The organism is Paraburkholderia kururiensis JCM 10599 = LMG 19447, assembly GCF_003986935.1.
GTDB lineage: Bacteria > Pseudomonadota > Gammaproteobacteria > Burkholderiales > Burkholderiaceae > Paraburkholderia > Paraburkholderia kururiensis.
Map to the genome: position 1 here is coordinate 80,246 of NZ_RJZE01000010.1, position 11,872 is coordinate 92,117.

The 11,872-nt window shown below is 66.7% G+C and carries 8 protein-coding genes; 6 read left to right on the top strand and 2 right to left on the bottom strand.

Going from position 1 to position 11,872, the window contains the following annotated elements:
- Positions 1-32: 32 nt before the first annotated feature.
- Positions 33-1,706, bottom strand: coding sequence for a 3-(methylthio)propionyl-CoA ligase (locus PKKP23_RS13785; protein WP_126877311.1), 1,674 nt, complete (start codon positions 1,704-1,706; stop codon positions 33-35).
- A gap of 255 nt (positions 1,707-1,961) precedes the next feature.
- Between PKKP23_RS13785 and PKKP23_RS13790 the strand changes: the two genes are divergently transcribed.
- The 5 genes from PKKP23_RS13790 (at position 1,962) to PKKP23_RS13810 (ending at position 6,025) form a co-directional block, all read left to right on the top strand.
- Entirely contained in the window at positions 1,962-3,608 is a 1,647-nt protein-coding gene (locus tag PKKP23_RS13790; RefSeq protein ID WP_240658999.1) for a protein adenylyltransferase SelO, read from the top strand.
- Between the two features lie 117 nt (positions 3,609-3,725).
- Positions 3,726-4,145, top strand: coding sequence for a peptide-methionine (R)-S-oxide reductase MsrB (msrB, locus tag PKKP23_RS13795; RefSeq protein WP_126877312.1), 420 nt, complete (start codon positions 3,726-3,728; stop codon positions 4,143-4,145).
- 214 nt (positions 4,146-4,359) lie between these two features.
- Positions 4,360-4,893: a septation protein A gene (locus PKKP23_RS13800; protein ID WP_126877313.1), complete on the top strand. Its 534-nt coding sequence runs from the start codon at positions 4,360-4,362 to the stop codon at positions 4,891-4,893.
- Between the two features lie 3 nt (positions 4,894-4,896).
- Positions 4,897-5,208: a BolA family protein gene (locus PKKP23_RS13805; RefSeq protein WP_126877314.1), complete on the top strand. Its 312-nt coding sequence runs from the start codon at positions 4,897-4,899 to the stop codon at positions 5,206-5,208.
- A gap of 37 nt (positions 5,209-5,245) precedes the next feature.
- Positions 5,246-6,025 carry a peptidylprolyl isomerase gene (locus PKKP23_RS13810; protein WP_017773879.1) on the top strand — a complete coding sequence of 260 codons (780 nt, stop codon included), beginning with the start codon at positions 5,246-5,248 and terminating at the stop codon, positions 6,023-6,025.
- Between the two features lie 106 nt (positions 6,026-6,131).
- On the opposite strand, the gene purL is transcribed toward PKKP23_RS13810, so the two are convergent.
- Positions 6,132-10,208, bottom strand: a complete 4,077-nt coding sequence (gene purL, locus PKKP23_RS13815) for a phosphoribosylformylglycinamidine synthase (protein WP_126877315.1) — start codon at positions 10,206-10,208, stop codon at positions 6,132-6,134.
- A 358-nt stretch (positions 10,209-10,566) separates the two neighbouring features.
- Here purL and PKKP23_RS13820 point away from each other — a divergent pair, with 358 nt between their 5' ends.
- A complete protein-coding gene (locus PKKP23_RS13820; protein ID WP_126877316.1) occupies positions 10,567-11,868 on the top strand; it encodes an FAD-dependent oxidoreductase in 1,302 nt (433 codons plus the stop codon).
- The last annotated feature ends 4 nt before the right edge of the window (positions 11,869-11,872 follow it).

Sequence of the window (11,872 nt, forward strand, 5' to 3'; positions counted from 1 at the left end):
ACGGTCGTTCAATTTAACTGCGCGAGTGTGGCTCAGTCTCCACCCAGGCCACCGCATTCCCCACCCAGCGCAGTCGGCAGCACGTGGTTGCGGAACATATCGCGCAGCTTGAGCTTCTGCAGCTTGCCCGTTGCGGTGTGCGGCAGTTCGTCGACGAACACCACGTCGTCCGGAATCCACCACTTCGCGACCTTGCCTTCGTAGAAGGCGAGCAGGTCTTCGCGCGTCACCGTCTTGCCCGCACGCTTCACGACCACGAGCAGCGGCCGCTCCGTCCAGCGCGGATGCGCGCAGGCGATGCACGCGGCCTCGGCCACGGCGGGATGCGCCACGGCAATGTTCTCGATGTCGATGGAGCTGATCCACTCGCCGCCCGACTTGATGACGTCCTTGCTGCGGTCGGTGATGTTGAGAAAGCCGTCGGCGTCGATCGTGGCGACGTCGCCGGTCGGGAACCAGCCGTTCACGAGCGGCGATTCGTCGTGGCGGAAGTAGCGGTCGATCACCCATGGCCCGCGCACGTGCAGGTCGCCGAACGCCACGCCGTCCCAGGGCAGCTCCGCGCCGTCCGGTCCGACGATTTTCATGTCCACGCCGAACATCGTTCGGCCCTGCTTTTGCAGCAGCGCGTGCTGCGCCTCGCGCGGCCGCTGGGACTGCTCCCAGTTGAGGCTCGCCAGCGTGCCGAGCGGCGACATCTCCGTCATGCCCCAGGCGTGGATCACGCGCACGCCGTAGTCGTCCTCGAAGGCGCGCAGCATCGCAGGCGGACAGGCCGAGCCGCCGATCACCGTTCGTTCGAGCGAGTGAAACCGCGTGCCGTGTTGCCGCACGTGGTTGAGCAGGCCCATCCAGACGGTCGGCACGCCCGCTGAAAACGTGACGCGTTCGGCCTCCATGAGCTCGAACAGCGACTTGCCGTCGAGGTCCTTGCCCGGCAGCACGAGTTTGGCGCCCGAAAGCGGCGCGGCATGCGGAATGCCCCAGGCGTTCACATGGAACATCGGCACGACGGGCAGCACGGAATCGCGCGACGACAGCCCCATGGCGTCGGGCAGCGATGCCCCGAACGCATGCAGCACAGACGACCGGTGCGAATACAGCGCCCCCTTCGGATGCCCCGTGGTGCCTGACGTGTAGCAGAGGTTCGATGCGCTCTGCTCGTCGAGCACGGGCCAGTCGAACGCGCCGTCTTCGGCTGCGACCAGCGTTTCGTAGCAGAGCACGGGCGCCGCGATGGACACGCAGGCAGCAAGGTGCGCCTCGTCGGTCAGCGCGACCCAGCCGCGCACGTTCGGGCACTGCGGCGCGAGTTGCGCAACGAGCGGCGCGAAGGTGGTGTCGAACAGCACGTAGCGGTCGTCGGCATCGTTGACGATGAACGCGATCTGCTCGGGAAAAAGGCGTGGATTGATGGTGTGACACACCGCGCCGAAACCGGTCACCCCGAAGTAGGCCTCGAGATGCCGGTAGCCGTTCCAGGCCAGCGTGCCGATGCGCTCGCCCGCTGTGATGCCGAGCCTCATGAGCGCCTGGGCAAGCTGCTTCGAGCGCCGTTCGCAATCGCGATAGGTGTAGCGGTGAATGTCGCCTTCGATGCGGCGCGACACGATCTCGGTGGTGCCGTGATAGCGTGCGGCGTGCGCGATCAGCGACGACACGTTGAGCGGCACGTCCATCATCTGTCCCAAGAGCGGCGTTGTCATTGGCACGGGTCTCCTCACCTCGTTCTGTGCTCGTTTTGTCTTTACCGTGTCTGTCACGGCGCTGCGATGGCAGGCCGCTCGACATTGCGCGAGGCGCCGCGGCGGACAGAACCGCGGTAGCCGCGGTGGAGTGTGAAGCCCTCGCCACTGAAGCCTCGCTATGACCCAGCCGTCAGGCCTTGACCGGGTCGGCCAGGCCGCCTGCAGGCCCGCGGACGCGGACTTACAATATCGGTTAATCCAGAGGCGCTCAACATGTCGTTTTCACCAGGCACTTCACAAGCCGCCGGCCGTAGCGACGCGGCTGCGACCCCCCATTCCGATGATTCTTCCGCCACGGCGGGCACTGTCGAACAGGGCGCATCCACGTCCGTGCTCTCGCGCGTCACGTCGTCCATCACGACGTCGCGCGAAGGCGCGTTCGCGAGGCTCGGGCCTGCCTTCATGACGCGATTGCCCGCCGCGCCGCTGCCGGAGCCCTACGTCGTGGGCTTTTCGGCAGAGACGGCGCGGCTGCTCGGATTCGATCCTGCTGTCGTAAAAGACCCCGGCTTCGCCGCCTGGTTCAGCGGCAACACCACCCGCGACTGGTCCGATCATGCGATGCCTTACGCGTCCGTGTATTCGGGACATCAGTTCGGCGTGTGGGCCGGGCAACTGGGCGACGGACGCGCCATCGGGCTCGGCGAAGTCGAGCACGCCGGCCGGCGCTACGAGCTGCAACTGAAAGGCAGCGGCCGCACGCCTTATTCGCGCATGGGCGACGGACGCGCCGTGCTGCGTTCGTCGATTCGCGAGTTCCTGTGCTCCGAGGCCATGCACCACCTGGGCATTCCGACCACGCGCGCGCTCTGCGTAACGGGCTCGGACCAGCCGGTGCGACGCGAGGAGATCGAAACGGCGGCAGTGGTCACGCGCGTGTCGCCCAGCTTTGTGCGCTTCGGTCACTTCGAGCACTTCTACGCGAACGACCGCGTCGATGCGCTGCGCACGCTCGCCGATCACGTCATCGACCGCTTCTATCCGCACTGCCGCGAAGCCGACGACCCATACCTCGCGCTGCTTGCCGAGGCAGTGCAGTCCACGGCCGGGCTCGTCGCGCAGTGGCAAGCGGTGGGTTTTTGCCACGGCGTGATGAACACCGACAACATGTCGATTCTCGGCCTCACCATCGACTATGGTCCGTTCGGTTTCATGGACGGCTTCGACGCCGGCCACATCTGCAATCACTCGGACTCGCAGGGACGCTACGCGTACCGCATGCAGCCGCAGATCGCCTACTGGAACCTGTTTTGCCTCGCACAGGCGCTGCTGCCCGTCATCGGTGAGCGCCATGAAGAAGCGAAGCGCGGCGAGCGTGCCGTGGAAGACGCGCAGCGCGTGCTGGAAGGCTTCAAGGAACGCTTCGCGCCGTCACTCGAACAGCGGCTGCGCGACAAGCTCGGTCTCGAGACCGCGCGCGACGGCGACGACGCACTCGCCAACCGGTTGCTCGAAATCATGCACGCCAACCGCGCCGACTTCACGCTGACGTTCCGCCATCTCGCCCGTGTATCCAAGCACAGAAAAGACGACGTGAGCGCCGACGCGCCGGTGCGCGACCTGTTCCTCGACCGCGCCGCCTTCGACGCCTGGGCCGCCGACTATCGCACGCGGCTCGCAGCGGAAGCGCGCGACGACGCGTCGCGTGCCGCGGCCATGAATCGCGTGAATCCGAAGTTCGTGTTGCGCAATCACCTTGCGGAAACGGCGATTCGCCGCGCGAAGGAAAAAGACTTCAGCGAGGTGGAACGCCTCGCCGCCGTGCTGCAACACCCATTCGACGAACAGCCCGAATACGAGCGCTATGCGGCGCTGCCGCCCGACTGGGCCGGCTCGCTCGAAGTGAGCTGCTCGTCGTGATCGCACGATTCGCGATGCCACCGTTCTTCGCCCTTTAGCGGGAAAGACCCATGGGAAAAACCCATGGGAGAGAGCCCCCCCGGGCAAGACCCCCAGAAACAACCCACAGGACACACCATGACCGAGGACGATCACAACTCCGACGCCTACCCCGGACACCAGGACGACGCTGACTGGCGCTCGAAGCTTTCCGAAACCGAGTACCAGGTGACGCGCCACGCCGCGACCGAGCGCCCGTTCACGGGCCGCTACTGGGACCACTGGGACCGTGGCGTCTACGATTGCGTCTGTTGCGGCACGCCGCTGTTCGAATCGGACACGAAGTTCGACGCGGGTTGCGGCTGGCCGAGCTACTTCCGCCCGATCGACGGCGAGGTCATCGAAGAACGCACCGACCGCTCGCACGGCATGCTTCGCATCGAAGTGCGCTGCAAGCATTGCGGCGCCCATCTGGGCCACGTCTTCGAAGACGGTCCCGCACCCTCCGGCCTGCGGTACTGCATCAATTCGGCTGCGCTACAATTCGAGCCGAAATAACGGCGGGTTTTGCTGGTGGCGCCGGGTTTTGCCAGTCTTGGCTGATCATCGCCGGTACGCCCCCGATTCCGGCAACGACTGAGCGTATTGCCCGGCCCCGCGATTCCATGCCGTCTCGCGCCGGGCGGCAACGCGGCACGACGCAAGATGTTTCGCGCGCCGCACCCGCCCCGGCTGCGCCCGCACCTCCCATTCTCCGGAACCTCAACCCACGATGAAATTCCTGTTCGATCTGTTCCCCATCATCCTGTTCTTCATCGCGTTCAAGGTGTGGGGCATCTTCCCGGCCACGGCCGTCGCGATTGCCGCGACGCTCGTGCAGATCGCATGGGTCGCGTTCCGGCATCGCAAGGTCGACACGATGCTGTGGATCAGCCTCGGCGTCGTCACCGTGTTCGGCGGCGCAACGCTCGTGTTCCACAACGACACGTTCATCAAGTGGAAACCCACGGTGCTGTACTGGGCGTTTTCCGTCGTGCTCGTGTTCTCGCAGTTCGCATTCGGCAAAAATCTGATCGAAGCGATGATGGGCAAGCAGATCACGCTGCCGCACCGCGTGTGGGGCCAGCTCAACATCGTGTGGGCCGTGTTCTTCGTGCTGCTCGGCTTCGTCAACCTGTTCGTTGCCTATAACTTCACGACCGACACCTGGGTCAACTTCAAGCTCTTCGGCGCGACCGGCCTGCTGGTAGTGTTCATCGTCGGGCAGAGCCTGTGGCTCGCGAAGTACATGAAGGAAGAGGAGTAAGACGTGAGCGACACCTTCCTGCACGCCAGCCCCGACGAGCGCCTCGCGCTCATCCGCAGCCGCCTTTGCACAGCGCTTGCGCCCGTGGTTTCCCTCGACGTTCGCGACGACAGCGCGCAGCATGCGGGCCACGCCGGCGCCTCTGCCGGCGGCCATTACAGCGTGACGATCGTGGCCGCCGCGTTCGCCGGCAAGCCACGCGTGGCGCGGCATCGCATGGTGTATGATGCGCTGGCCGATGCGCTGCAGCGCGGCATTCACGCGCTCGCCATCACGGCGTACACGCCCGAAGAAGCCGGCTCGCTGCCCCGCTAGCAAGCCCACATTTCTTTGCTCCGTTAGGACTTTTCCGATGACCTTGAAGAAGACCCGTCTCTGGGTGATGCTGGCTGCGTTCGCGGCCGCGCCCGCGTTTGCACAGAACATCGCCGTCGTGAACGGCACGCCGATTCCGAAGTCGCGCGCCGACGCGCTGATCGCACAGCTTGTGCATCAAGGCCAGCAGGACACGCCGCAACTTCAGACGGCGGTGCGCGAAGAGCTGGTCAATCGCGAAATCCTCATGCAGGAAGCGGCGCGCCGCGGGCTGCCCACGCGGCCTGACATCAAGGCGCAGATCGCCGTTGCCCAGCAGACCGTCGTGCTGCGCGCGCTGATCGAAGACTTCATGAAGAACAACGCGCCCACGGACGCGGATATCAAGGCACGCTACGACAAGCTGGTTCATGAGGCGGGTGGCAAGGAATATCACCTGCACCACATCCTCGTGGACAACGAGCAGCAGGCCAAAGACCTGATCGCGAAGATCAAGGCCGGCGCGAGCTTCGAAGACCTCGCGAAGCAGTACTCGAAGGACCCGGGATCGGGCAAGAACGGCGGCGACCTCGACTGGTCGGATCCGCGCGCCTACGTGCCCGAGTTCGCCGCAGCGGCGCAGAAGCTCCAGCAAGGCCAGATGACGGATACGCCGGTGCACACGCAGTTCGGCTGGCACATCATCCGCGTGGACGGCATTCGCGACATCACCCCGCCGCCGCTCGAACAGGTGAAGACGCAGATCGTCCAGCAGATGCAGCAGGAAAAGCTTCAGGCGTTCGAGGAAAACCTGCGCAAGCAGGCGAAGATCCAGTAACGCCAAACGGAACGGCGCCGTTGCTGTTGCAGCGGCGCGCTTCGAAAAACAATGCCGCCCTCGGGCGGCATTGTCGTTTATGGCGGCGTGCCGCCCGAAAGACCCGTCAACCGAGCCAGCGACGCGCGTTCTGGAACACGCGCATCCACGGGCTCGCTTCGCCCCAGCCCTCGGGGTGCCAGCTCATCTGCACCGTGCGATGCACGCGCTCCATGTGCGGCATCAGCACCGTGAAGCGGCCGTCCGGCGTGGTGACCGACGTGATGCCGTTCGGCGAGCCGTTCGGATTGAACGGATAGCGTTCGGTCGCCGTGCCTTGATGGTCGACGAAGCGCATCGCCACGGCCACGCGCGACGCGTCGCCCTGCTGCGAGAAGTCGGCGAAACCTTCGCCGTGCGCGACCGCCACCGGAATGCGCGAGCCTTCCATGCCCGCGAAGAAGAGCGAAGGCGACGCCTGAACTTCGACGAACGAGAAACGCGCTTCGAACTTCTCCGACTTGTTGCGCGTGAACTTCGGCCATGCCTCGGCGCCCGGAATCATCGAGGCGAGGCTCGACAGCATCTGGCAGCCGTTACAGATGCCGAGCGCGAACGTGTCCTTGCGCGCGAAGAACGCGGCGAACATGTCGGCCAGTTGGGCATTGAAGCGGATCGTCTTCGCCCAGCCCTCGCCCGCGCCCAGCACGTCGCCGTACGAGAAGCCGCCGCAAGCCACGGCGCCCGTGAAGTCGGCGAGCGTCGCGCGGCCTTCCAGCAGGTCGCTCATGTGAACGTCGTGCGCGTCGAAGCCGGCACGGTCGAAGGCATAGGCCGTTTCGAGATGCGAGTTCACGCCCTGCTCGCGCAGGATCGCCACGCGCGGCCGCGCGCCCTTGCCGATGAACGGCGCAGCCACGTCTTCGGCCGGGTCGAACGTGAGGCGTGGCGTGATGCCGGGGTCGTTCGCGTCGAGCAGCGCGTCGTATTCGGCGTCGGCGCACGCGGGGTTGTCGCGCAGGCGCGAGATGCGCCAGCTCACTTCGCTCCACGCACGTTGCAGTTCGGCGCGCGGCGCGCTGTAGACCTTCTTCGCGTCGCGATAGATCTCGATGGTGTCGTGCGTGTTCGGCTTGCCGATCACATGCGAGCACGTCGAAAGACCATGCTCGCGCAGCGCGCCCAGCACCGCGTCGCGCTCCGCTGCGCGCACCTGGATCACGGCGCCCAGTTCCTCGGAGAACAGCGCGCGCAGCGTGCGGTCTTCGCGACGGCCGCTCGTCTGCTTTGCCCAGTCTTTGGCGTCGCCGTAGTCGAACTCGTGGTCCGCGTCCAGCGTCAGCATGTCCACGTTCAGCGACACGCCCACGTGCCCCGCGAACGCCATTTCGCAGACCGTGGCCCAAAGGCCGCCGTCCGAGCGGTCGTGATAGGCGAGCAACTGGTCCTTCGCATTGAGCGACTGAATGGCGTTGAAGAAGCGCTTGAGGTCTTCGGCGTCGTCGACGTCAGGCACCGCGTCGCCGATCTGCTGCGTGACCTGCGCGAAGATGCTGCCACCCATGCGATGCTTGCCGCAGCCGAGGTCGATGGCGATCAGCACCGAGTCCAGCGCCTCGCCCGCTTCGTCGTGGGTGCGCAGTTGCGGCGTGAGGTGGCGGCGCACGTCTTCCACGGGCGCGAAGGCCGAGATGATGAGCGAGACCGGCGCCACGACTTCCTTCGCGACCCCGTTCTCGTCCCACTTCGTGCGCATGGAAAGCGAGTCTTTGCCCACGGGAATGCCGATGCCGAGCGCCGGGCACAACTCCATGCCGATCGCCTTCACGGTTTCGAAGAGCGCCGCGTCCTCGCCCGGCGAGCCGCACGCGGCCATCCAGTTCGCGGAGAGCTTGAGCTTGTCGAGCGACGCGATGGGCGCCGACGCGATGTTCGTAATGGCCTCGCCCACGGCCATGCGGCCCGATGCGGGCGCGTCGATGACGGCGAGCGGCGTGCGCTCGGCCATCGTCATGGCTTCGCCGTGAAAGCCCGCGTAGTCCATCGTCGTGATCGCGCAGTCGGCCACCGGCACCTGCCACGGGCCGACCATCTGGTCGCGCACGCTGGTGCCGCCCACCGTGCGGTCGCCAATCGTAATGAGGAACGACTTGCTGCCCACCGTCGGGTGGCGCAGCACGCTCGTAGCCACTTCGTCGAAGGCGACACCCGTCACGTCCACGGGCGTCAGCGTCTTCGCCTCGCGCTTCACGTCGCGGTGCATGCGCGGCGGCTTGCCGAGCAGGATGTCCATGGGCATGTCGACGGGCTGCGGTTCACCCGCGGCGGCATGCTCGGCATCGATCAGCTTCAACTGACGCTCAGCGGTCGCCACGCCGACCACGGCGAACGGGCAGCGCTCGCGCGCGCAGATCGCTTCGAACAGGGCGAGGTCGGCCGGCGCGATGGCGAGCACATAGCGCTCCTGCGCCTCGTTTGACCAGATTTCGCGCGGCGAGAGGCCGCTCTCTTCGAGCGCGACCTTGCGCAGCTCGAAACGCGCGCCCTTGCCGGCACCGTCGACGAGTTCGGGGAACGCGTTCGAAAGACCACCGGCGCCCACGTCGTGAATGCTGAGGATCGGATTGCCGTCGCCCAGTTGCCAGCACGCGTTGATGACTTCCTGCGCGCGCCGTTCGATTTCAGGATTGCCGCGCTGAACCGAGTCGAAGTCCAGTTCTGCCGTGTTGGTGCCGGTGGCCATCGAGCTGGCCGCGCCGCCGCCCATGCCGATGCGCATGCCCGGGCCGCCGATCTGGATCAGCAGCGAACCTTCCGGTAAATCGTGCTTGTGCGTATGCCCGGACGAAATGTTGCCGATGCCGCCCGCGATCATGATGGGCTTGTGATAGCCGCGCACGGTGCCGGCCACGTTCTGCTCGTAGACGCGGAAGTAGCCGCCCAGGTTCGGCCGGCCGAATTCGTTGTTGAACGCGGCGCCGCCGAGCGGGCCGTCGATCATGATCTGCAGCGGCGACGCGATGCGGTCCGGGCGGCCATATGCACCATACATGCCTTCTGCCGAGGGATCACGGTGCGCGAGCGGCTGGGCCACGTCGCGGGCGTTTTCCCAGGCCTCGCGGGCATCGGGCAACTCGAGGTTGGACACCGTGAAGCCCGTCAGACCCGCCTTGGGACGCGCGCCGCGCCCAGTCGCGCCTTCGTCGCGGATCTCGCCGCCGGCGCCGGTGGCGGCACCCGGGAACGGCGAAATCGCCGTGGGGTGGTTGTGCGTCTCCACCTTCATGAGCGTGTGCACGAGTTCGGTGTGGCGGCCGTACTTCTCGTTCGGACCGTCCGTTGCCTTGCGCGGGAACCAGCGCTCGGCGGTGGCGCCCTCCATGATCGCGGAATTGTCCGAGTACGCGACGATCGTGCCCTGCGGATTGAGCTTTTCGGTGTTGCGGATCATCTGGAACAGCGACACGTCCTGCGGCTCGCCGTCGATGGTCCATTGCGCGTTGAAGATCTTGTGGCGGCAGTGTTCGCTGTTGGCCTGCGCGAACATCATGAGTTCGACGTCCGTGGGATTGCGGCCGAGCTTCGTGAATGCCTCCACGAGGTAGTCGATCTCGTCTTCCGCCAGCGCGAGCCCCAGCTCGCCGTTCGCGGTCACGAGCGCGGCGCGGCCGTGCGCGATCACGTCGACGGTCGCGAGCGGCTTCGCGGGCAGTTCGTCGAACAGATGCCGGGCGTCGTCGCGCGAGGCCACGACGCTCTCGGTCATGCGGTCATGCAGCGCGGCGGCCACCGCGGCGCGCGCCTCGTCCGTGAGCCCTTTCTTGCCGCCGAAGAGGCCGGTCTTCAGCACCACCGTGTATTCGATGCCGCGTTCGATGCGGCGCACCTGATGCAGACCGCAATGGTGGGCGATGTCCGTCGCCTTGCTGGCCCACGGCGACACGGTGCCGAAACGGGGCAGCACGAGGAAGCTTTCCTCGGCGCCGCGCGCCTCGTCCGCTTCGAACGGCGCGCCGTAGTGCATGAGCGCCTCGATCTTCGCGCGGTCTTCCTCGCCGAGCGCGCTGGCCGCGTTGACGAAATGCAGGAACTGGCCGCGCACGCCGACGATGTTGGCGTCGATCCGGCCGAGCGTTTCGAGCAGGCGGGTTTGACGGAAATCGGAAAGCGCGGACGCGCCGGGGAAACACGAGAAGTGAGCCATGGACTGGACTAGACCTTGCGTCGGTGGACTGATGCGTCGCGCGAGAGGGCGACGTGAGGCGAAAGGGAGACCGCGATTATAACCCGGAAGCGCCTCTTTCCGCCCCTCGTGGGGACCGCCGGGCTTGGCGCGACGGGGCTGCGCCGGGCGTTTTCGGGTTCCTGTGCGGCCTCGCCCCGGGCTCGTCCCCGGCCGCGCTCGCTGCCGCATGCGTGCGGCTCTTTGCACCGTTTGACTGCTATCATTGCCGGTTTCATCGGACCGGCGCGCGCTGTGCGCGCCACATGCTCCCAAAGGGCATGTCCCTACAGAGCCAGCACCGCGCACGGCGGTGCTCCGGCCGGCAGATCGAATCATCATGAATGTCATCGTCATCGGCGGCGGGATTGTCGGCGTCGCCACCGCCTACCAGTTACGCGCCGCGGGTCACCGCGTGTGCGTCGTCGAACGCCACGCCACGGTCGCGCAGGGCGCCACGTGGGGACACAGCGGCATCGTGCTGCCCACGCCGCTCGACGTCTGGTTCGGACCGACCTTCATGTCAAGCCGCCGCGGCGTGGCAAGCGGCGTCATCAGCAAGACCGGCTTCAACGGGCCCGCGCGCGCCTTCGTACGCCGGCTCGCCGCGCTGCAGGACGCGAATGCGTTCGCCGCGCAGTACGAGCGGCTGCGCCCGCTCGTGGAATCCGCGCGCGACGCGCTTACCGATATCGAAAGTCGCTTCGGACTCGAATTCGAGCAGAGCACCGGCGTGCTGCACCTCGTGCGCGGCAGCACCGACTGGGAACTCACGCAGCCTGCACTCGACCTGCTGCGCCGCTTCGAGGTGCCGCATCACGTGCTCACGCCTGCCGAATGCGCCGAACACGAGCGCGCCGTGCCGTCCGAGCCCGCCTTTGCGGGCGGTGTGCTGTTCGAGTCCGAACGCACCGCGAACTGCCCGCTCTTCGTCAAACTGCTCAAACAGGTGCTCGACACCGAAGGCGGCGTGCAATTCCAGACCGGCCGCGAAGTCACCGCGATCCGCCTCGATAACACGCGCGCCGCAGTCGAGCTGGCGCCGCGCGAAGGCGAACCGGCACGATCGCGTGAAGTCGACGTGATTTCGGGTGACGCCGTGGTGCTCGCCGCGGGCGCGGGCAGCCTGCCGCTCGCCGCGCGCCTCGGGCTGCGCCTGCCGCTCTATCCGCTACGGCTGCACACGCTCACCGCGCCCATCGCGCACGAAGAATGCGCGCCGCACATGACCGTGATCGACAGCGTGAAGCGCATCGTGATCGCGCCGCTCAGCCAGCGCCTGCGCATTGCCGGCGGCGCGGTGCTGCAGGCGGCCGGGCTCGCCGACAAGCCGTTGCCCGAAGCGCTCACCGAAGACGCGCTCGCGCTGCTCGGCGAAGCATCGCGCGACTGGGTGCCCGGCGCGGCGAAGATTTCCGCCGCGCTGCCATGGGAAGGGCTCAAGCTGCTCGCGTCGGACGGCCTGCCCGCTGTCGGCAATGCGCTCCACCCGCGACTGTTCGTCAACGCCGGACATGGCCCGGCCGGTTGGGGCGTGGCGCTCGGCTCTGCTAAAGTGGTTGCAGACCTCGTGTCGGGCGCAACGCCTGCCGTGCCGCCCGACACGCTCGCCGCGCTGCGGCCCGAGCGGCTGCAAGACTAGCCGA

Excerpts from the sequence above, each read along its gene's own strand:
- PKKP23_RS13800 (WP_126877313.1), top strand. The coding sequence starts at position 4,360 with ATGAAATTCCTGTTCGATCTGTTCCCCATCATCCTGTTCTTCATCGCG.
- PKKP23_RS13810 (WP_017773879.1), top strand. The coding sequence starts at position 5,246 with ATGACCTTGAAGAAGACCCGTCTCTGGGTGATGCTGGCTGCGTTCGCG.
- PKKP23_RS13790 (WP_240658999.1), top strand. The coding sequence starts at position 1,962 with ATGTCGTTTTCACCAGGCACTTCACAAGCCGCCGGCCGTAGCGACGCG.
- PKKP23_RS13820 (WP_126877316.1), top strand. The coding sequence starts at position 10,567 with ATGAATGTCATCGTCATCGGCGGCGGGATTGTCGGCGTCGCCACCGCC.
- msrB (WP_126877312.1), top strand. The coding sequence starts at position 3,726 with ATGACCGAGGACGATCACAACTCCGACGCCTACCCCGGACACCAGGAC.
- purL (WP_126877315.1), bottom strand. The coding sequence starts at position 10,208 with ATGGCTCACTTCTCGTGTTTCCCCGGCGCGTCCGCGCTTTCCGATTTC.
- PKKP23_RS13785 (WP_126877311.1), bottom strand. The coding sequence starts at position 1,706 with ATGACAACGCCGCTCTTGGGACAGATGATGGACGTGCCGCTCAACGTG.